This window comes from Terrihabitans soli (assembly GCF_014191545.1).
Lineage (GTDB): Bacteria > Pseudomonadota > Alphaproteobacteria > Rhizobiales > Methylopilaceae > Flaviflagellibacter > Flaviflagellibacter soli.
The window spans coordinates 1,059,547-1,079,645 of sequence record NZ_AP023361.1; the positions used below are offsets into that span (position 1 = coordinate 1,059,547).

The window sequence follows — 20,099 nt, forward strand, 5'->3', positions numbered from 1 at the left end:
CGGGTTTGTCGCGCATTCCTTGAAAATCTGGAGAATTCTGATGTTCGGAATAACCGTTCCGGCGCTGACCAGCGCCGCGCGCACGCTTGCCGGCTATCTCACGGTCTGGCTTGTCGCCAAGGGTTTTATCGTCGAGGCAGAAAGCGAGCTCGTCGTCACAGCGATCGTGACGCTGACGGGTCTTGCGGGCTCGATCTATTTCCGCCGCCGCAGCGCGCTGGTGGAACAGGCGGCATCGCTCGCCGAAGTCGGCAAGATCATTGCCGCGCCTGAACTTGCCGGGAGCGTGCCGAGCGCCAAAGTCGTTTCGCGCTGATGGACTGGCTGAAGCTCGCCCTTGGTCTTCTCAAGGCCTGGAACGGGCTGATCGCGCTTATGCGCCAGTGGCGCGACCGGGAAGCCGGCCGCGCCGAGGTCATCATCGAGATCAAGGACAAAAGCCATGACGCGCTTGCGGAAGCTGACAACGCTCGCGCTGTTCAGCACGGGATTGACGCTGATGATCGCGAGCTGCGCCGGGACGATGGCCATCGACGCGATTGAACGGCGCGCCATCTGCGCCGCCTTCGTTCCGATCTCCTGGTCAGCCCGCGACACCGATGAAACCATCCGCGCGGTGAAAGCCCATAACGCCGTTCACAAAAGGATATGCCGGACATGAATTCCGAAACCGGGATCTTCGTCGCGGTGCTCGCTTTCCTGTTCGGCGTGCTCGGCGCTTTTGCGCGTTTCGTCCAGCGCCTGTCGCGGCTCGAAAGCCGGGTGGAGACCTGCGAGGCCGACGGCGCAAAGACGGAAATCGTTCTGGCGCAGCTTGTCGGGCAGATGCAGGCGGTGTCGGAGACGCTCGGGGCTGTGCGGCTCTATGCGGCCGAAAACTATGTGCCGCTGGAGCGCATGGCGATCGTCGAAAACAAGATCGACGGGCTCGGCCAGCGCTCCGGCGCAATCGAAGCCAAGCAGGCCGAGCAGGGCGCAACCCTTGAGGCGATCAAGGATATGGTGACGGATATCAGGACGTCGCTGGCGCGGCGCTGATCGGGACCAGCGTTGCAAATTTAAAGCCCGCCGCGGAAGTCTCCGCGGCGGGCTTTTTTGTTTTTCCTTGGGACGTTTCCTGAAAGCCGTCAGTTCTTCGTGACGACCGCTTCGAGATATTCGGCCGGCGCGGTGAAGCTGCCATTTTTGGCGATGTTGCAGCTGTTGAAAAGCGCAAGAATGTCCTTTTCCAGCGCCGCCTGTTTATCGGCATCGAGCGCCGCAAACGCCTTGTGCACCGGGCCGTAATAGGTGCGGAACACATCGAGGCAGTGCTGCGCCGAGCGATAGCGGAAATTGAACTTCCGCTCCGTCGCCGAGACCTTTGCGTCCGCGCCGAACAGAAGATTGAGATGGGCGGTCGTGCCCCAGAGCGAGGGCGGACGGATGCCGGCCGGCGGCGCGATATAGCCGCCAAGCACTTTGAACAAGCGGCCGATCATGCTGTCGGGCGTCCAGTTCGCAAGGCCGATCTTGCCGCCCGAGCGGCAGACACGCAGAAGCTCGGACGCGGCGCGTTCCTGGTTCGGCGTGAACATGACGCCGAAGGTCGACAGAACGGCATCGAACTTTGCGTCAGTGAAAGGCAGGTTTTCGGCGTCGGCTTCCTGGAAGGCGACACCAAGGCCTTCGGCCTCGGCACGGATGCGGCCGCGCGCGAGCAGGGAGCCGACATAATCGGTCGAGGTGACATCGGCCCAGCGGCGCGCAGCGGCAAGGGTCGCATTGCCGTTGCCGGCGGCGACATCGAGCACCTTCTGGCCGCCGCCGATATCGGCGGCTTCGCACAGGAGTTCGCCGACGATCTGCAGGGTCGTGCCGACCACGGCGTAATCCCCGGAGGCCCAGGCCGTCTGCTGGCGAGTTTTGATGGCGGAAAAGTCGGGCGCGGCAACGGGCGCGGTCTGGATGTTCATAGGGGGCTCCTATTCGAGGTGAAACCGCCGGGCGGGGCGATTTGATCGCCTCCACAGCCGTCGGCTATTCTCCCCCCCTGCGAGCAGGACCCGTTTCCCTTGGCCGGGGAGATACAGGCCGGAGACCGCTTTTCTCAATGACCGCAACGCCGCCTTCATTTGCCAAAACGCCGGATGGGGCGGGACAGGCGCGGGACCTGCTGGCCGATATGCTCCGGGCCGTCCGGCTGACGGGCTCCGTCTATATGAACGCCCGCCTGACCGAGCCTTTCGGGGTCGTCACCCCGCCGCAATTCGACGAGACCAAACCCCTCGCGCATTTGCGCCATATCAGCATTTTTCATCTCATCGCGAGCGGCAGATGTACGGTCGAACTGCCGGGAGAAGAACCGCGGGCGGTAGCGGCGGGCGATGTTCTGCTCGTGCCGTTCGCCGGCCCGCACAAAATCTGGAACGGCGAGGTCTTTGAAGAGGTCTCAGCCGCCGGACTGGTCAAGCCCGGACCGATCGACGGTATGTGGAAGATCAATCATGGCGGCGGCGGCGAGACGACCCGCATTGTCTGCGGCTTTATCGAATCCTCCGAATTTCTGTTCGCGCCGGTCTTCCGGTCATTGCCCGCGCTGATGATCTATCGCTCGCATAACGAGCCGGTCGGCGCCGTCATTACATCGACCGTGAACCAGATCCTCGATCTTGCCGATCAGGCGGCGCCGGGCGCCGACCTGATGCTGAGCCATCTGATGCAGCTTCTGTTCGTTGAAGTTCTGCGCCGTCATGCAAGCGATGAGTCGGACAAGGGACAGGGCCTGTTCTCGGCGCTCGGCGATCCGCTCATCAGCCGGGCGCTGCAGAGCGTGCACCAGGATCCGTCGCGGCGCTGGACGGTCGATGATCTCGCGCGCGAGGCCGGAACATCGCGCACCGTTCTTGCCGATCGCTTCCGCGCGATGATGGGGCAGACGCCGATGGATTATGTCGCGAGCTGGCGCATGCAGATCGCCTCCGGCCGTCTTCGCGACGGTCAAGAAAGCATCGGCGCGATTGCGGCGGATGTCGGCTATGAATCCGAAGCGGCATTCAACCGCGCCTTCAAGCGTGTGACGGGCACGACACCGGGCCGATGGCGCTCGGAGTCGAAAGACATGTCCGGGAAAATCATGCTTCCCGCTTAAGCGCAGCTGTCGCGGAGTTAAGCGTAGCTGTTGCGAAAAGAGAGGCACAAAAAAGGAAACCTCGCTGGAGCATAAGCCCGCAGCGAGGTTTCCGACGGCGCTTGGGGGACCATTTGCCGTAGGCGTGCAGTATCGTTCCCAACTTCTTACCGCAATCTGAACGCGTGCCTCATCCAAAGGTCTATAAGTACATACGCAGATTCTGATAGCGATGTGCGCCGAAAGTCGATGCCGGTGCGGCGCGTGTCTTTACGGCAAAAGAAATTATCGATGCAGCGCCGGGACTTGCGCATCAGACCGCGGGCACGGCGCGCGGGCGCTTTTTGGGATGAACGAAGCGCATGCCCACCCATTCGCCGTCGCGCCAGGCCAGCACGCAGCGCCGGCGGATTTCGAGATTGCCCGGAATCTGCAGAATGAAGGCTTTGGGAAGCTCCCGATCAGTCTCGACGGAGACGAGGGCGCCTCCCGCCGAAATATTATGGAGCGTGCAGTCGATGACCGCTTGCGGGTGCAAGAGGCGGCCCTGCGCGAACAGGTTTCTTCGGACGTGAACGCGGCGATCCTGACTCATACGCCTCAACCGAGATGTGATATATCAAGTGCAATCTCAGTGAGTTACGCGCCGTTCAACCGCATTGATGCGGCATCGACCTGCGATAGTTTCCGCAAGGTGACCAAGGAGCGGGCAATTTGCGCGGCGATCGGGCAAGCGGTCCGGGTGTCGTGACCGAGCCGCCACACCCCGTGGCCAACCGGCATCAGTTGGGCTGTTTTCCCAAGCCTTCCATTGAAAAATGTGGCGGGCTTGGGAATAAGCGATGACAGAATTTCCACCGGCCTTCGCCGGGAATGCATCGAGGCTCGTCTATGCGCCGTTTCGCTCTCTTCTCCATCGCCGCACTCGTGGCCGCCGCCATCCCGGTCGCCGCGACTTCCGGCTTCATGATCGATCCCAAGACCAAGAAGCCGCTGGTCAATTCGTATAGCTCGACCGGCGGCATGGCTAAATCGCCGATCAAGAAGACGGTCGTCCCCAATCCGGGCAATTATTCCGTCGGAACGATCGTCGTGAATACCGCCGAGCGCCGCCTTTATCTCATCCAGCCCGATGGCTCGGCTCTGAAATACGGCATTGGCGTCGGCCGTGAAGGCTTCCAGTGGGGCGGCACGCATTCGATCACGATGAAGCGCGAATGGCCGGATTGGCGTCCGCCGGAGGCCATGCTGAAGCGCCGTCCCGATCTGCCGCGCTTTATGCCCGGCGGTCCGCAGAATCCGCTTGGTGCCCGCGCGATGTATATCGGCTCGACCATCTTCCGCATCCACGGCTCGAACGAGCCGCAGACGATCGGCCAGGCGGTTTCATCCGGCTGCTTCCGGATGTCGAACCCGGACGTCGTCGATCTCTATGATCGCGTGAAGATCGGTACGCGGGTGGTCATCCTGCGCTGATCGAATAAGAGGGTTTAGCGCCGATCCAAGGCGGGGGCTTGAGGATCGGTGGGAAGGGCCGGCGCTTGCGCCGGCCCTCTTCTTTTGAGGCCGGCCTTGGGCGCGGGCTTTCTTTTTCTTCAGGAGCCGCTTGCGGGAAGAAGCCCTGCTGCCGCTTTCGGCACATCGGCAAACCGCGCGATCAGCGCTTCGGCGCCGAGTTCACGCGCCGGCACATCGCTATAGCCGTATTCGAGGAGAATGCAGGGGATGCCGGCATTCTTCGCGGTTTCGCGGTCGGTTCTTGAATCGCCGATCATCACCGCATTCCGAACATCGCCGCCGGCCAAAGCGATCGTGCCCGTCAGATGGGCGGGATCTGGCTTTCTGACCGGAAACGTGTCGGCGCCGCAGACGGCGGCAAAGCGCGGCAGAAGCCCCATTTTCTCCAGCAGCAGCAGAGAGAGCTTTTCGGGCTTGTTGGTGCAGACGGCCAGAACATGGCCGGCATCGGCAAGCATATCGAGAACCGCTTCGACGTCCGGATAAAGCCCCGATTCATCGGCAATGTGCAGTTCGTAATGAGCGAGAAAGGCGCGGACGAGATCCTCGAACCGCGCATCCGAGACGGCCCGGCCGCGGGAAGCTAGTCCTTTTTGGATAAGCGCCCGCGCGCCGTGGCCGACCATATGGCGCAATTCGTCCGTCGTGACCGGTTTCAGCTCTTCGAGCGAAAGCACGAGATTGAGCGCACCCACGAGATCGGGCGCCGTGTCGACGAGCGTGCCGTCGAGGTCGAACACGAAGGTCGCTGGCATCATATCCTGTTTGCGAAGCTCTCAGCCTGTGGGAAGGGCGTAGCGAGAGCGGGTAGTATCACGTCGCGCAAAGCGAGTCGCCAGGATCCGCGCTTTCATGAAGCTCTCACGCATTACTTCCGGACTTTTTTCCATCGCCCTGATTTCGCTCGGTTATGCTGCCGAGGCGGCTGCCGAGGAATATCGCTTCCTGCCAGCACCGCAGATCGATCTCAACCGCATCTATCGCGTCAATCGCCTCACCGGCGAGATGGGCGCCTGCCAATATGCCGTGAAGCCGGACACCGTCGGCATCGCTTTGTGCCATCCGGCGGGCGAAGGGGCGGGCCCGCAGGCCGTTCCGGGCGATTATGATCTCGTCCGCTCGAACCATGAGCGGGAGGGCGGAATCTTCCGGATCAACACCCGCACCGGCGAGGTGTCGGTCTGTTACGTCCAGACCGATAAGGTCGTGTGCACGCCCCAGGCCAAGTGAGAAACAGTGAGGCCTGACGACCACGTCCCGGCGTGGTAGACCGCCTGACGATGAACCTGAAAACAAAGCTCTTCTCGGCCGCGAAGGCCGGCGTCACGGTGTCGAGGAATGCGCCGTGCTCAAACATGCATTGCTGGGAGGGCGCGGGGCTTGAGCGATAATCCGAAACGTGCGGCCGCGGCGGCCGCGCTCGAACTTGTGCGTCCGGGCATGAAGCTTGGGCTTGGGACCGGCTCGACGGCCGCCCATTTCGTCGAGCTTCTCGGCGTGAAGGTGAAAGCGGGGCTCAATGTCGTCGGCGTGCCGACCTCCGAAGCGACGCGTGGTCTCGCCAAACATGCCGGCATTCCGCTCACGACGCTCGAAGAGGCGCCGGAACTCGATCTGACCGTCGACGGCGCGGATGAGATCGACAGCCGACTGCGCCTCATCAAAGGCGGCGGGGCCGCGCTGCTGCGCGAAAAGATCGTCGCCAATGCCTCAAAGCGCATGGTGGTGATTGCCGATAGTGGCAAGAAGGTCGCCATGCTCGGTGCGTTTCCGCTGCCGATCGAGGTCATTCAGTTCGGGCTCGAGGCGACCAAAAGGGCGGTCGTCAAGGCCATCGAACGGGCCGGCTGCCAGGGCGAAATCAGGCTCCGTTTGCGCCCGGACGGCCATGGTTTGGTCACGGATTCGGGGCACTTCATCCTCGATGCCTCGTTGGGCCGGATTCCCGACCCGGAGGCCCTGGCCGATGGACTGGCCGCTGTTCCTGGGGTAGTGGAGCACGGGCTGTTCATTGGCCTAGCCAGTGAGGCGTTCATTGCCGGGCCGTCCGGCGTTGAGCACATCGCACGGTCATCGTTCTGATTTTCCGGAGATATTTTCGATGCGTTTCGTCCCGGTCCGCCGCTTCGGCTCCGCTGTCCTGATCCTGTGCGCCCTTTCGATGCCCGCCTTCGCGCAGGCTCCGGCCAAGCAGCCGACACCTGAACATGTGGCGCTGGCGCGTGCCGTGCTCGATTTCACGGGCGCCCGTTCGAGCTTCGACGGGGTGCTGCTCAAGCTTCTCAGCGATGCCCGCAACACGATCCTGCGCACGCGTCCGACCCTGCAGCCGGATCTCGAGACGGCGCTTTTGTCAATCGGCGACAAGATGAAGAATTCCGATGAGGCTCTCGTCAACGAGATCGCGCTCGTCTACGCGCAGAAATTCACCGAGGCCGAGCTGAAAGACATCGCGGCGTTCTATCAGTCGCCGGCCGGCAAGAAGCTCGTTTCGGAAATGCCCGGCGTGCTGAAGGAAAGCTATGAGCTGATGCAGGAATATTCGCGCAGGATGAGCGTCGACATCATGTCTCAGCTGCGCGTCGAGATGAAGAAGAAGGGCCACGACCTCTAACGGTCTCGCTCTTCTCTCGGTCGAAGAATTTTGGAAATCCCGGCAGCCGCAAGCTGCCGGGATTTTTTTATGCCTTTTTGCCGCCGGACCAGCGCAACAGGATCGGCAGGATCAGCGCCAGCGCGCAGATCGCATAGATCACGACGGCAAGCGTCGAACTCACCAGCGCCGACGGATCGCCCTGGCTGATCGCCAGCGCGCGCCTGAGCTGCTGCTCGGCAAGCGGTCCGAGGATCAGGCCGATAATGACGGGCGCGACCGGATAATCGAAATAGCGCATCGCAAAACCAAGCAGCCCGAGCACGGTGAGCATGCCGAGTTCGAATTGCGACGGGTTGGCGCCGAGCGTTCCGAGCGTCGCGAAGACGAGAATGCCGCCATAGAGCCAGGGACGCGGCACGGCGAGGAGGCGCACCCACAGCCCGATCAGCGGCAGGTTCAGAACGAGCAGCATGAAATTGGCGATCAGGAGCGAGGCGACGAGGCCCCAGACGAGATCGGGATTGCTGGAGAACAGCAGCGGGCCGGGATTGAGGCCGTATTGCTGGAAACCTGCCAGCATCATCGCGGCGGTTGCCGATGTCGGAAGACCGAGCGTCAGGAGCGGCACGAGCGTGCCGGCGGCCGATGCGTTGTTCGCAGCTTCCGGACCGGCGACGCCTTCGATCGCGCCGTGACCGAATTCTTCCTTCTTCGTCGAGAGCGCCTTTTCCAGCGAATAGGACAGGAAGGTCGGAATCTCGGCGCCGCCGGCGGGCAGGGCGCCGATGGGAAAGCCGAGCGCGGTGCCGCGCAGCCAGGATTTCCAAGAACGTGCCCAATCCTGCGCCGTCATCCAGAGCGAGCCGCGCACCGGCTCGATCGTTTCATTCACGCGCGAGCCGAGCGCGGCGATATAGAGCGTCTCGCCGAGCGCAAACATCGCAACGGCGGCCGTCGTCACTTCGACACCGTCCAGAAGATCGGGAATGCCGAAAGCAAGGCGCGCCTGGCCGGTCTGCAGATCGATACCGATAAGGCCGAGCGACAGGCCGATGAAGAGGCTGGTGAGGCCGCGCAGTGCCGAACCGCCGAAAGCGGCTGAGACGGTGGTGAAGGCCAGAACCATCAGCGCAAAATATTCAGCAGGGCCGAAGGTCAGCGCGATATCGACGACATAAGGCGCGAGAAACGCCAGCAAGAGCGTCGCGATCAGGCCGGCGACGAAGGAGCCGATGGCGGCGGTGGCGAGCGCAGGTCCCCCGCGGCCCGCGCGCGCCATGCGGTTGCCTTCGAGCGCGGTAATCATCGAGGAGCTTTCGCCCGGCGTATTCAGCAGGATCGAGGAGGTCGATCCGCCGTACATACCGCCATAATAGATGCCGGCGAACATGATGAGCGAGCCGGCCGGATCGAGCTTGAACGTGACCGGCAGAAGCAGCGCGACGGTCAGCGCCGGGCCGATGCCGGGCAGGACGCCGACAGCGGTGCCGAGTGTTACGCCGATCAGGGCGTAAAGCAGGTTCATCGGCTCTGATGCGATGGCAAGACCTGAGAGCAGGGCGTTGAAACTGTCCATGTGTCAGACGAGACGCTCGAGCGGGCCTTGCGGCAGGCTGAGCTGAAGCCCTTTGTGGAAGAGGAGGTAGAGCAGGAAGGACAGGACGATGCCGATGGGTATCGTCAGCCACAGCGGCTTGCCGCCGAAGCCGCGTGCGGCGAGCGCAAAGAGAACGCCGGTCGCAATGGAAAAGCCGGCAAAGCCGAGAAGAACAATCTGGGCGACGAGGCCGCCGAGAATCCAGGCGAGGCGCGAAAACTCAAGCGGTTCGCGATCCGGAAATTCGCCTTTCGCTGCGGCAGCAACGGTGCCGAGCGCTGCCGCAAACAGGAGGCCCGCAATCGCATAAGGGAAAGCGGCGGCGCCGATGCGCGAATAGGCTGCGACATTGGCGTTGAGATGCGCGGCATTCCAGGCAATGAGCGCACCGAGCGCGGCCAGGAAGACCGCAACGACGAACGCAGCCTTGTCGGGCTGCGCTCGCCGCTGGACGGGTTCTTTCGTCATTTAACGAGGCCAATATCCTTCAGGACAGCGCCGGTCTTGGCGATTTCGGTCTTGAGGACTTCACCGAAAGCATCGCCGGCAAGGAAGGTGTTGGCCCAGCCTTTGGTGGCGAGCGTGTCAGTCCAGGTCTTGGACGCGTTCACCTTCTCGATGGTCGAGATGATGGCGGCCTTCTGCTCCGGCGTGATGCCGGGCGCAGCCCACACACCGCGCCAGTTCTGGACTTCCACATCGACGCCGCTTTCCTTCAGCGTCGGCGCATCGATATTGGCGACCTTGGACGGCGCCGAGACGGCGAGGACGCGGAGCTTGCCGGCCTTCACCTGCTGTTCGAACTCGCCATAGCCGGAAATGCCGGCCGTGACTTTACCACCGACAATGGCGGCCAGCGCTTCGCCGCCGCCGGAGAACGGAATGTAGTTGATCTTCGTCGGATCGACGCCCGCCGCCTTGGCGATCAGGCCGACCGTGATGTGGTCGGTGCCGCCGGCCGAACCGCCGCCCCAGCTCACGGTGCCGGGATCGGCTTTGAGCTGCGCGACGAGATCGCCGATGGTTTTGATCGGCGATGAGGTCGGAACGACGATCGCTTCATATTCGCCGGTCAGGCGCGCAATCGGCGTGACCTGATCGAGCGTCACCGGCGAGGCGTTGGTGAGGATCGCGCCGACCATCACATAGCCGCCGACAATCAGAGCGTCGGGTTTGCCTTTGTTCTGGCTGACGAACTGCGCAAGGCCGATCGTGCCGCCGGCGCCCGGGACGTTCGTCACCTGGACATTACCGCCGAGCTTTTCGGTCTGCAGCGCCGCCTGAAGCGCGCGCGCCGTCTGGTCCCAGCCGCCGCCGGGGCCCGCAGGAGCCATGATGGAAAAGTCCTGGGCGAATGCCGGGACGGTCAGAACCGCCGCCACAAATACGCCGCCCGCCAGCCTTGACCACAAGCCCATTGAATCCTCCCTAGATTTGGCGTTTGACGCCGTTGTGCGCATATCTTGGTGCCCCGCCCCCAAGAAGTCGAGGGGGCTCAGTTACGTCTTTCCGGTGAAATTCATGAGCGATTTTGATCTCGACCTCTTTGTCCTGGGCGCCGGCTCGGGGGGCGTGCGCGCCGCCCGGATTGCAGCCGGGCATGGTGCCAAGGTCGCGATCGCCGAGGAATTCCGGACGGGCGGCACCTGCGTCATAAGGGGGTGCGTTCCCAAGAAGATCATGGTGCTGGCGAGCCGGTTCCACGACGCTTTTGACGATGCCGCCGGCTATGGCTGGACCCTGTCGACCAAGCCGCAATTTTCCTGGCCGGCCCTGATCGCCGCCAAGGATAAGGAGATCGGACGGCTCTCGGCCCTCTATCGGCAAAATCTCGAGCGCTCGGGCGTCACTCAGTATCAGAGCCGGGCGGTGCTCGAAGATGCGCATACGGTAAAGCTTCTGGCCGACGGCAAGACGCTTCGCGCCAAGAACATATTGATCGCGACCGGCGGGCATCCGGTCATCCCGCATATCCCCGGCGCCGAACTCGCCATTTCCTCGAACGAGGCCTTCGATCTGAAGGAGCTCCCCAAGCGCATCCTGATCGTCGGCGGTGGCTATATCGCTCTCGAATTCGCCTGCCTGTTTCATCGCCTCGGCAGCGAAGTCACGCTCATCCATCGCGGCGAGAAAATCCTGCGCGGCTTCGACGAGGATTTGCGCGACGAGCTGATGCTGGCCATGGCCGGTGAAGGCATCACGCTGAAGATGAACAACACCGTCGCCAAAATCGAAGAGGCGCCGAAAGGTTGCCGCAAGGTGCATTACATCAGCGGTGACGATGATGAGTTCGATGTCGTGTTTTTCGCGACCGGCCGTGCGCCGAATACATCCGGCATCGGCCTCGACAATGCCGGCGTTACTCTGAAGGAGAACGGCGCGGTGAAGGTCGACGATAAATCGTGCACAAATGTTGGGCACATTTTCGCGGTCGGCGATGTCACCGATCGTGTGAACCTCACGCCCGTCGCCATTCGTGAAGGCCATGCGCTCGCCGACACGCTGTTCGGCAACAATGCATGGACGCCCGATCATTCTCTTGTGGCGACGGCGGTTTTCTCGACGCCCGAGCTCGGTGCGATCGGCATGACCGAACAGGATGCGCGCGAAAAGCTCATTCCTGTCGATATTTACAGAGCGAAGTTCCGCAGCCTCAAACACACGATGACGCGGCGCCAGGAACGGACCTTCATGAAACTCGTGGTAGAGTCAAAAACGGACAAGGTACTAGGCGTACATATTATGGGCGAGGATGCCGGCGAGATTATCCAGCTCGCGGCCGTCGCTATCGGTATGGGGGCGACGAAAAAGGATTTCGACCGCACCGTCGCGGTTCATCCGACGGCTGCGGAGGAACTTGTGACCATGCGCGAGAAGGTCAATGTGCCGAACCCCGGCGGCGCCATCTGAAATTTAAGGCCAATATTAACCAAACGCAGGTAGTCAGTAAGGGTTCATGCCATTGGGGGCATTGGCGTGCTTGCAACAAACCCTGCTGCTGACGAGACCGTTTCGCTCGCTGATATGGCGGGGCTGACGAGCCGCGTAAATACGCTCACCAATCAGAAGATCAAAGAAATCCAGAAGATCACCGGCCGGATGCGCATGCTTGCGCTGAACGCGATGATCGAATCGGCGCGGGCAGGCGAGTTCGGCGCCGGTTTCTCCATTGTCGCGCAGGAAGTGCGCGGTGTCGGCGGTGAAGTCGAGCAGGTCGCGACGACGCTCGAGCAGGAACTCGTCGGTCAGGTTTCCGAACTTGAGCGCCTGATGCAGATCATGGCGGCCCAAGCGCGCGGCACGCGTCTTGTCGATCTCGCGCTCAACGCCATCGAGATCATGGACCGCAATCTTTATGAGCGTACCTGCGATGTGCGCTGGTGGGCGACCGATAGCGCGGCCGTCGCTTGCGCTGCCGCACCCGAAGACGATGCCGCGCGTCAATACGCAAGCGAGCGTCTTGCGGTTATTCTCGGCGCTTACACCGTCTATCTCGATATCTGGCTGACCGATCTGTCCGGCCGTATTATCGCCAATGGACGTCCCGGCACCTATGATGTCGTCGGCAGGGATGCGAGCCGCGAAAGCTGGTTCCGTGATGCGATGGCGTTGAATTCCGGCGACGATTACGCGGTGGCCGATGTCACCGCTCAGCCGTTTCTCGGCAATGCCATGACGGCGACCTATTCCACCAAAGTCTGCGAGGGCGGGCGCGCCGATGGGCAGCCGCTTGGCGTTATCGCCGTGCATTTCGATTGGGCGCCGCAGGCCAAAGCAATTGTCGAGGGCGTGCGTCTTACAAAGAGCGAACGTCAGCGTACGCGCGTGATGCTGGTCGATGCCGATCATCGCGTCATCGCATCCTCCGACGGGCAGGGCATTCTCAGCGAAAAGCTCCCGCTGCGCGCCAACGGGCAGGCCAGCGGCTATTATGTCGATGGCAATCGCAGTCTCGTGGCTTTTCACGCAACGCCCGGCTATGAGACCTATCGCGGGCTCGGCTGGTATGGCGTGATCGTCCAGAAGGATTAGAGGCCGCGCATCCTCGTTTCGGATATGCGCTGACCTCATGTTTGCCGGCATTGTTGCAGGTCTTGCAGCCGGGGCCCTTTGGGGCCTGATCTTCATCGCGCCTCTCGGCGTCGCGCCCTATGCGGGTGTCGATCTCGCCATCGGCCGTTATCTCGTCTTTGCGCTGACTTCGCTTCTCGTTTTCGCGCTGATCCGCGCGAGCCGCGCCAAGCTGACGCTGAACGAACTCGGCACGGGCATTTTCCTCGGAATGCTCGGTTACGGCGCCTTTTACGGCTTCCTCGTCATCGCGGTGGCGCATGCCGGCCCGCAGATCTCGGCGCTCGTCATTGGCTTGCTTCCGATCCTCCTTGCCATCGCCGGCAATATCGATGGCGGCAAGCAATTGCCGTGGAAGTCCCTGTTTGCGCCGATCCTGATGATCGGGGCGGGGCTTGCGCTCGTGCACGGCTTTGCGCTGCTTGAGGCCGAAACCCCGCAGGCGCGCGGCGAGATCGCGCTCGGCATCCTGGCGGCTTTGGGCTCGGTCGCCAGCTGGGTCGGCTTCGGCATCATCAATGCCCGGGCGCTGGCCAAGCGGCCGGACATGAACACCCTGACCTGGACGGGCCTTCACGGGGTCGGGGCGGGGATCGGCATCCTCCTCTTCGGGGCGGCCGCCATGCCCTTCGGCCTTGTCCGCCTCCATGAGCTCGGCTTCCTGTGGCCGGAGGCCAAGCCGCTCCTCATCTGGTCGCTGGTGGTCGGGTTCTTCGGGGCCTGGGTGGCCTCCTATCTCTGGGTCGTCGCCACCAAGCGCCTGCCGCTGGTCCTCTCCGGCCAGCTTTTCGTGGCCGAGCCGGGCTTTGGCGTCATTTACGGCTTCATCTGGCAGCAACGCCTGCCGAACTTTGCAGAAGCTATTGGTATTGTTGCTGTTTTCGGCGGGGTTCTGATCGGTATCCGGGCCTTCGGCCGGGCCCGCAGGGCCGTACCCATTACCCAGCCGTAGCCGAGCCGGGTGGCTCATCAGCCCCTGAACTCCCGGAACACCGGAGTTCAGCTATGCTTTGCGTGAGCGGGGTGCCGGGGCTATATACCGCGCCTATCAATATCAGTGATCTCGGAAGTGCCCGGGTTCAGGGCGGCTCAGGCCGTTCAGCAGGAGTTTTGCAGTCATGACGGAGCGTTGGTCGCCGGACAGCTGGAGGTCGAAGCCGATCGTCCAGGTTCCGGGCTATCCCGACGAGGCGGCCCTCAAAGCCGTCGAAGAGCAGCTTGGCACCTTCCCGCCGCTCGTCTTTGCGGGCGAAGCGCGGAAGCTGAAGCGCGCCCTTGCCAAGGTTTCGGCCGGCGAGGCTTTTCTGCTCCAGGGCGGGGACTGCGCCGAGAGCTTTGCCGAGCACCGGGCCGACAATATCCGCGACTTCTTCCGCGTCGTTCTGCAGATGGCGGTGGTTCTGACCTTTGCGGCGTCATCGCCGGTGGTGAAGGTCGGCCGCGTCGCCGGCCAGTTCGCAAAGCCGCGTTCGTCAGATGTCGAAACGATCAATGGCGTGACGCTGCCGAGCTATCGCGGCGACATCATCAATGACAGCGCCTTCACGGCGGAATCCCGTATCCCGGATCCGCAGCGGCTTCTGCGCGCCTACCGCCAATCGGCGGCGACGCTGAACCTCATCCGTGCGTTTGCGACGGGCGGTTACGCCAATCTCGAAAACGCGCATCAATGGATGCTGGGCTTCATCAAGGACAGCCCGCAATCGGGCCGTTATCAGGAGATCGCCGAGCGTATTTCCGAATCTCTGGATTTCATGCGCGCCTGCGGCATTGATCCGGAAGTTCATCCGGAGCTGCGCACCACTGATTTCTACACCTCGCATGAGGCGCTGCTGCTCGGTTTCGAGCAGGCGATGACGCGCGTCGACTCGACGTCGGGCGATTGGTACGCGACCTCGGGGCATATGCTCTGGATCGGCGACCGCACGCGCCAGAAGGATCACGCGCATATCGAATTCGCGCGCGGCGTAAAAAACCCGCTCGGCCTGAAATGCGGCCCGTCGCTGAAGCCGGACAATCTTATCGAGCTCATCGATCTCCTCAATCCGGAGAACGAGGCCGGCCGTCTGACGCTGATCGTTCGCGCCGGTTCCGATAAAGTCGCTGAAGTTCTGCCGGGCTTCATTCGTGCGGTGCAGAAGGAAGGCAAAAATGTCGTGTGGTCGTGCGATCCGATGCACGGCAATACGATCACGGCCAACGGCTACAAGACGCGTCCGTTCGACCGCATCCTCAAAGAAGTCACCGACTTCTTCGCGGTGCATCGCGCGGAAGGCACCTATGCCGGTGGCATCCATATCGAGATGACCGGCCAGAACGTGACCGAATGCACGGGCGGCGCCCGCGCGATTTCGGATACGGATCTGTCGGACCGCTATCACACCTTCTGCGACCCGCGCCTCAACGCCGAACAGGCGATCGAGCTCGCCTTCCTTCTCGCCGAGCAGCTCAAGAAAGAGCGCGCCGGGAAGGAACGGCCGCGCATCGTCGCGGCTGAGTGATGCGCGATCGGCCATTCGGCCGGGTTGGGGAGGGCGCAGCCCTCCCTAACTTCATCCGTGGCGAGCGTTATCTAAAGATTCTACAGGACTACCTGTACGACCGGATCGGCGTCGCCGAACTCCAGTCGCGCTATCGCGATCAGTTCCTGCATGGCGGCGACAAGCTCGATCTCGAAGAAGAGCTCGGGCGCATTCTCAACGATATGTTCGCGGTGCTTGAGCGCTTCACGACCGATAAGAAGGTCATCGCCGCCGATCCGGAATTCTTCGTGTCCGAAAAGACGGTGCGCGAGCAGGCGGTGCTGACGCTGCAACGGCTGCGTATCCTTAACAGATCGCCGTCCTGAGCCTGATTTGCCGCGCCGAACAGGCGATAAAGATCAGCGATTTGCTGAAATCAGCGCCTCGCGCTACATCGCTGTCATGACTGCTGCGCCCGCCGAGCTCTCCATCGCCATTGCCCAGTTGAACCCGGTCGTCGGCGATATCGCCGGCAATCTGAAGAAGGCGCGGGCTGCGCGGGCGGAAGCCAAGGGGCAGGGCGCGGATCTTATCGTCTTCACAGAAATCTTCATCGGCGGCTATCCGCCGGAAGACCTCGTGCTGAAGCCGAGCTTTGTTGCCGCCTGCGAGGCGGCGGTGAAAAGCCTTGCCGAAGATACCGAAGACGGCGGGCCGGGTGTTCTCATCGGCACGCCTTGGCGCGGCAAAGAGGGCGTCCATAATGCGGTGGCGCTGCTCGACGGCGGCAAAGTCTCAGGTCTGCGCTTCAAGGTCGAACTGCCCAATTACGGCGTCTTCGACGAAAAGCGCGTCTTCGTGCCGGGGCCGCTGATGGGGCCGCTTGAATTTCGCGGCGTGCATATCGGCGTGCCGATCTGTGAAGATATGTGGCAGCCGGAAGTCACCGAGACTCTGTGCGATACCGGCGCCGAACTCCTGATCGTTCCGAACGGCTCTCCCTATTGGCGCGGCAAGCCGGACGAGCGCATCCAGGTCGCTGCTGCGCGCGTCGCCGAATGCGGCCTTGCGCTCATCTACACCAATCAGAATTGCGGTCAGGACGATCTGATTTTCGATGGCGGCTCGTTTGCGCTGAACGGCGACTCGTCTCTGGCCTTCCAGCTTCCGACATTTGCCGAAGGCGTCACGCTGACAAAATGGGTGCGCCATGGCCGGACATGGACCTGCGGCACGGGGCCGAAGGCGAAGCTGATCGAGGGCGATGAAGCAGATTATGCGGCCTGCGTTCTGGGCCTGCGCGATTATGTGACGAAGAACGGCTTTCCCGGCGTCGTGCTCGGCCTGTCGGGTGGCATTGATAGTGCGCTGTGCGCGGCGCTCGCGGTGGATGCGCTCGGCGCCGATAAAGTCCACTGCATCATGCTGCCCTACAAATTCACATCCGAAGAGAGTCTCGGCGATGCCGCCAGATGCGCCAAGGCGCTGGGCGTGCGTTACGATGTCGTGCCGATCAAGGACCCGGTCGAAGGGTTTGAGGCGACGCTTTCGGATCTCTTCAAGGGGACCAATCGCGGCATTACCGAAGAGAACCTTCAGTCGCGTGTGCGCGGCACGATATTGATGTCGGTGTCGAACAAGTTCGGGCCGATGGTCGTGACGACCGGCAACAAGTCGGAAATGTCGGTGGGTTACGCCACGCTCTACGGCGATATGAACGGCGGCTACAATCCGATCAAGGATCTGTACAAGACCGAAGTCTTCCGCCTTTCCGAATTGCGCAATCGCTGGAAGCCGCACTGTGCGCTCGGGCCGGACGGCGAGGTCATCCCGAAAAACATCATCGTCAAACCGCCAAGCGCGGAATTGCGGGAAAACCAGAAGGATCAGGATTCGCTGCCGCCTTACGATATTCTCGACGCGATTCTGGAGCGGCTGGTCGAAGGCGAGGACAGCGTTTCCGAAATCATCGCGTCGGGCTTCGACGCCGAGACGGTGAAGAAGGTCGAGCGGCTGCTTTATCTCGCCGAATATAAGCGCCGTCAGGCGGCGCCGGGCGTGAAGGTCACGCGCAAGAATTTCGGCCGCGACCGGCGCTATCCGATCACCAACCGTTTCCGCGACGGCGGCTAAATCGGGCCGCTGCGCTCAAAAAAATACGCGGGCGGTTTGGCCGCCCGCGCATTTTGAGGTCGTGAGACAGGTCAGAGGTTAGCGACCGCCGCCCTTGCCAGAGCCGCCCTTGTCGCCGCCCTTGTCAGAGCCGCCTTTGTCGCCGCCCTTGTCAGAGCCGCCTTTGTCGCCGCCCTTGTCAGAGCCGCCTTTGTCGCCGCCCTTGTCAGAGCCGCCTTTGTCGCCGCCCTTGTCAGAGCCGCCTTTGTCGCCGCCCTTGTCAGAGCCGCCTTTGTCGCCGCCCTTGTCAGAGCCGCCTTTGTCGCCGCCCTTATCAGAGTCGCCTTTGTCGCCGCCCTTGTCAGAGCCGCCTTTGTCGCCGCCCTTATCAGAGCCGCCTTTGTCGCCGCCTTTGTCAGAGCCGCCACGGTCGCCGCCCTTATCAGAGCCACCCTTGTCGTCGCCCTTATGGTCGCCGCCACGGTCGTCGCCGCCCTTGTTCGGGCCACCCTTGTCGCCGCCCTTGTGGTCGTCGCCGCCCTTGTTCGGGCCGCCGCGATCGTCACCCTTGTTCGGGCCACCACGGTCGTCGCCCTTGTTAGGGCCGCCCTTATTGGGGCCGTCGTTATCCTTGCCCTTGTGATCGTGATCGCGGCCGTCCTTACCCTTGTGGCGATCCTTGTGATCTTTGTCCTTACGATCCTTCTTGTCGTGCTTTTTATGCTTCTTGTGCTTGCGGTCCTTCGGGCCGCAATGCGGATCGTGATCCGGCTCGCTCGGCTTCGACGTGCGCGGGGTGTTGCTGTCGCGATTGGCGTGATCGCAGTTTCCATCGTACTTACCGGTGCCTTTGATGCAGGGCCAGCTGACACGTGCGGTTGTAACGGCGGATTCGATGGAAGCGGTTGCTTCGGTCGCATCTGCGGCCTGAGAAGCAGTGAACGGAACGGCGGCGAAAAGCGCACCGAAAAGGAAAATCTTGATACGCGTGCTCATGGCACAACCTCACTCAAAGGCGTGCCGCATCTGTCCGCATCTACGCAGATCGTTAGAATTCGATCAAACTTCGACGCAATGTTTTAGAAGTTTTGACTAATATGGAAGGTTGCTCGGAATCGCCTTGAAAATAAGGGAAAAACGCACACGACAGCGCGCGGCCTGAGGACCGCGGCTCTCTTTAATGTGAGAGTTTGTTGCGTGTTAAAGTTAAGGCGAATAGTTACCGCATCACGGGCGGAGAATAGACCGGCTGACGCTGTTGCTGCGGTTGCGGCACGTAATAGGGGACAGCCGTCCGCTCATTCGGATTGTTCTGTGCCGGATTGTTCTGCGTGCCCGGATTTTGCGCTTGCGCCGGATCGGGATAGCCGATCGGCGGATCTGTATTTGCAGGCCCTTCGACGACGCCTTCATTGATCACTTGCGTTGCGCTGTCCTGCGCGGCGCGCGCCGCCTGATCGGGTGTTGCGACCGCTTCGCCGCCCTTCCGTAAACCCGGCTGCGACATTGCGCGTGCGCTTTCTTCGTCGACGACGATATCGCCGCTCTGCAGCGTATCGTCTTCCGCGCCGGACAAAGCCTGTTCCCAGGTCTGGCCTGCGGGCTTGCACGAACAGTCCTTCACGAACTCGGTCTGATATTTGAACGCGTTCGGCAGCGAGGTGTAAGCCTGACCGGATGTCGAGGTCGCCTGTTCGATCGTACCGCCCGGATTGGGATAGGAGAACAGGATCGCTTCGGCGCCGGGGCAGGTGCGGCGGCAGATATTGTCGTCCTGGCCGAAACGCGCCGGAACCGTCGTAAAGCTGACCGGGAAGAAGAAGCCGTCGCAGGTACGTACGCAAACGGTACGGAAGGTCGAGGTCTGCGGAACCTGCGCCGGATAGTCCTGCTGATAGCCACCGCCACCGCCGCCGCCGCGATTGCCGAACAGAAGGCCGAACAGGCCGCCACGTTCCTGCTGCTGCGGAACCGCCGCCTGATATTGCGCGCCGCACTGGTTGCGGGCGAGGGCGGCGATCAGCCCGCGGCGCTGGCCTTCGCGCGCATTGGCACCGCCGCGGCCGCGGTTGAGCTGGCTTTCCAGCCGCTTCACCTGGTCCCTGATCCGGTCGATCTGGTCTTCAAGCCCGCGGCAGGTCGGGTCGCGGGGGCCGAACAGGAAGTTGCGGCCGCAGCCCGCGGCGCGCGAGCGGGCGGTCATCTGGTCCATCTGGGCGCGCTGCTGGCTATAGGCGGCTTCGAGCTGGGCCTGCTGGGGGTCGGCCCCTTGGGCGTCGAACTGGGCCAGCTGCGCCTCGAGCTGGAGGCAGGCCGGATTGCTCTGGGGCTGCGGCGCGGGCGGGGCGCCGTATTGGGGCGGGGGCGAATACTGGGACGGCGGCGGGCTGTAGGGCGGCGGCGCGTCGTACTGGGCCGCAGCGCCAGATGCCGACAGGGCAAGCGCGCCGAGCGCGAGGGCCAGAATCGAGTTGTTCATAAGGTCCATCTAAAGCGGGCGGCCCGGCCGTCCAACCCCCGGATAGACCGGTAAATTCGGGCGCAAGTGTGAAGGACAGACCTTCCCCCGGAGGACAAATACCTTGACGCACCCCATGGCTTCCACCTATCTCCGGGCCGTTATGGCCCACACGA

Annotated in this window: 22 protein-coding genes; 14 read left to right on the top strand and 8 right to left on the bottom strand. The window is 62.5% G+C overall.

The genetic code is table 11. The features are described from left to right. The first annotated feature begins 40 nt into the window (after positions 1–40). From IZ6_RS05560 to IZ6_RS05570, 3 genes are all read left to right on the top strand, one after another. The gene (locus tag IZ6_RS05560) at positions 41–316 is read left to right on the top strand and encodes a Pam3-gp28 family putative phage holin (protein WP_222877006.1); all 276 of its coding nucleotides are present in this window, start codon (positions 41–43) and stop codon (positions 314–316) included. After that, complete coding sequence (locus tag IZ6_RS05565; RefSeq protein ID WP_222877007.1) at positions 316–543, top strand: hypothetical protein; 228 nt, start codon at positions 316–318, stop codon at positions 541–543. Before IZ6_RS05560 ends, IZ6_RS05565 begins: the two co-directional genes overlap by 1 nt. Positions 544–657: 114 nt before the next feature. Next, positions 658–1,038: a hypothetical protein gene (locus IZ6_RS05570; RefSeq protein WP_222877008.1), complete on the top strand. Its 381-nt coding sequence runs from the start codon at positions 658–660 to the stop codon at positions 1,036–1,038. Between the two features lie 89 nt (positions 1,039–1,127). Here IZ6_RS05570 and IZ6_RS05575 read toward each other — a convergent pair whose 3' ends face one another. Beyond that, the gene (locus IZ6_RS05575; protein ID WP_222877009.1) at positions 1,128–1,955 is read right to left on the bottom strand and encodes a class I SAM-dependent methyltransferase; all 828 of its coding nucleotides are present in this window, start codon (positions 1,953–1,955) and stop codon (positions 1,128–1,130) included. A gap of 137 nt (positions 1,956–2,092) precedes the next feature. On the opposite strand from IZ6_RS05575, the gene IZ6_RS05580 reads away from it, so the two are divergent. Further along, on the top strand, positions 2,093–3,130 hold the full coding sequence (locus IZ6_RS05580; protein WP_222877010.1) for an AraC family transcriptional regulator: 1,038 nt from the start codon (positions 2,093–2,095) through the stop codon (positions 3,128–3,130). 292 nt (positions 3,131–3,422) lie between these two features. Here IZ6_RS05580 and IZ6_RS05585 read toward each other — a convergent pair whose 3' ends face one another. Further along, on the bottom strand, positions 3,423–3,704 hold the full coding sequence (locus tag IZ6_RS05585) for a PilZ domain-containing protein (RefSeq protein WP_222877011.1): 282 nt from the start codon (positions 3,702–3,704) through the stop codon (positions 3,423–3,425). Positions 3,705–4,000: 296 nt separating this feature from the next. Here IZ6_RS05585 and IZ6_RS05590 point away from each other — a divergent pair, with 296 nt between their 5' ends. Beyond that, on the top strand, positions 4,001–4,585 hold the full coding sequence (locus IZ6_RS05590; RefSeq protein WP_222877012.1) for a L,D-transpeptidase: 585 nt from the start codon (positions 4,001–4,003) through the stop codon (positions 4,583–4,585). 119 nt (positions 4,586–4,704) lie between these two features. On the opposite strand, the gene IZ6_RS05595 is transcribed toward IZ6_RS05590, so the two are convergent. Continuing rightward, positions 4,705–5,385, bottom strand: coding sequence for an HAD-IA family hydrolase (locus IZ6_RS05595; protein ID WP_222877013.1), 681 nt, complete (start codon positions 5,383–5,385; stop codon positions 4,705–4,707). 94 nt (positions 5,386–5,479) lie between these two features. On the opposite strand from IZ6_RS05595, the gene IZ6_RS05600 reads away from it, so the two are divergent. The 3 genes from IZ6_RS05600 to IZ6_RS05610 all read left to right on the top strand — a co-directional run bounded on the left by IZ6_RS05600 (position 5,480) and on the right by IZ6_RS05610 (position 7,241). Further along, the gene (locus IZ6_RS05600) at positions 5,480–5,857 is read left to right on the top strand and encodes a hypothetical protein (protein WP_222877014.1); all 378 of its coding nucleotides are present in this window, start codon (positions 5,480–5,482) and stop codon (positions 5,855–5,857) included. A gap of 210 nt (positions 5,858–6,067) precedes the next feature. Beyond that, complete coding sequence (rpiA, locus tag IZ6_RS05605) at positions 6,068–6,709, top strand: ribose-5-phosphate isomerase RpiA (protein ID WP_420825579.1); 642 nt, start codon at positions 6,068–6,070, stop codon at positions 6,707–6,709. A gap of 19 nt (positions 6,710–6,728) precedes the next feature. After that, positions 6,729–7,241 carry a DUF2059 domain-containing protein gene (locus IZ6_RS05610; protein ID WP_222877016.1) on the top strand — a complete coding sequence of 171 codons (513 nt, stop codon included), beginning with the start codon at positions 6,729–6,731 and terminating at the stop codon, positions 7,239–7,241. 67 nt (positions 7,242–7,308) lie between these two features. Here IZ6_RS05610 and IZ6_RS05615 read toward each other — a convergent pair whose 3' ends face one another. The 3 genes from IZ6_RS05615 to IZ6_RS05625 are packed head-to-tail and all read right to left on the bottom strand — an operon-like array spanning position 7,309 to position 10,238. Then, positions 7,309–8,799, bottom strand: coding sequence for a tripartite tricarboxylate transporter permease (locus IZ6_RS05615; protein ID WP_222877017.1), 1,491 nt, complete (start codon positions 8,797–8,799; stop codon positions 7,309–7,311). Positions 8,800–8,802: 3 nt separating this feature from the next. Next, positions 8,803–9,288 (bottom strand): tripartite tricarboxylate transporter TctB family protein, encoded by a 486-nt coding sequence (locus IZ6_RS05620; RefSeq protein WP_222877018.1) that lies wholly within the window; start codon positions 9,286–9,288, stop codon positions 8,803–8,805. Then, positions 9,285–10,238 (bottom strand): Bug family tripartite tricarboxylate transporter substrate binding protein, encoded by a 954-nt coding sequence (locus IZ6_RS05625; protein WP_222877019.1) that lies wholly within the window; start codon positions 10,236–10,238, stop codon positions 9,285–9,287. Before IZ6_RS05625 ends, IZ6_RS05620 begins: the two co-directional genes overlap by 4 nt. A gap of 103 nt (positions 10,239–10,341) precedes the next feature. On the opposite strand from IZ6_RS05625, the gene gor reads away from it, so the two are divergent. From gor to IZ6_RS05655, 6 genes are all read left to right on the top strand, one after another. After that, positions 10,342–11,730, top strand: coding sequence for a glutathione-disulfide reductase (gor, locus tag IZ6_RS05630; protein WP_222877020.1), 1,389 nt, complete (start codon positions 10,342–10,344; stop codon positions 11,728–11,730). Positions 11,731–11,844: 114 nt separating this feature from the next. Next, positions 11,845–12,852 carry a methyl-accepting chemotaxis protein gene (locus tag IZ6_RS05635; RefSeq protein ID WP_222877553.1) on the top strand — a complete coding sequence of 336 codons (1,008 nt, stop codon included), beginning with the start codon at positions 11,845–11,847 and terminating at the stop codon, positions 12,850–12,852. 37 nt (positions 12,853–12,889) lie between these two features. Continuing rightward, positions 12,890–13,843, top strand: coding sequence for a DMT family transporter (locus IZ6_RS05640; protein ID WP_222877021.1), 954 nt, complete (start codon positions 12,890–12,892; stop codon positions 13,841–13,843). A 166-nt stretch (positions 13,844–14,009) separates the two neighbouring features. Beyond that, entirely contained in the window at positions 14,010–15,392 is a 1,383-nt protein-coding gene (locus tag IZ6_RS05645) for a class II 3-deoxy-7-phosphoheptulonate synthase (protein WP_222877022.1), read from the top strand. Continuing rightward, a complete protein-coding gene (locus IZ6_RS05650; RefSeq protein ID WP_222877023.1) occupies positions 15,392–15,739 on the top strand; it encodes a colicin immunity domain-containing protein in 348 nt (115 codons plus the stop codon). The genes IZ6_RS05645 and IZ6_RS05650 overlap by 1 nt, the downstream gene beginning before the upstream one ends. A gap of 76 nt (positions 15,740–15,815) precedes the next feature. Beyond that, positions 15,816–17,486 (top strand): NAD+ synthase, encoded by a 1,671-nt coding sequence (locus IZ6_RS05655; protein ID WP_222877024.1) that lies wholly within the window; start codon positions 15,816–15,818, stop codon positions 17,484–17,486. 78 nt (positions 17,487–17,564) lie between these two features. Here IZ6_RS05655 and IZ6_RS05660 read toward each other — a convergent pair whose 3' ends face one another. Continuing rightward, positions 17,565–18,461: a hypothetical protein gene (locus tag IZ6_RS05660; RefSeq protein ID WP_222877025.1), complete on the bottom strand. Its 897-nt coding sequence runs from the start codon at positions 18,459–18,461 to the stop codon at positions 17,565–17,567. Between the two features lie 223 nt (positions 18,462–18,684). After that, positions 18,685–19,944, bottom strand: a complete 1,260-nt coding sequence (locus IZ6_RS05665) for a DUF2865 domain-containing protein (protein WP_222877026.1) — start codon at positions 19,942–19,944, stop codon at positions 18,685–18,687. Positions 19,945–20,099: the final 155 nt, after the last annotated feature.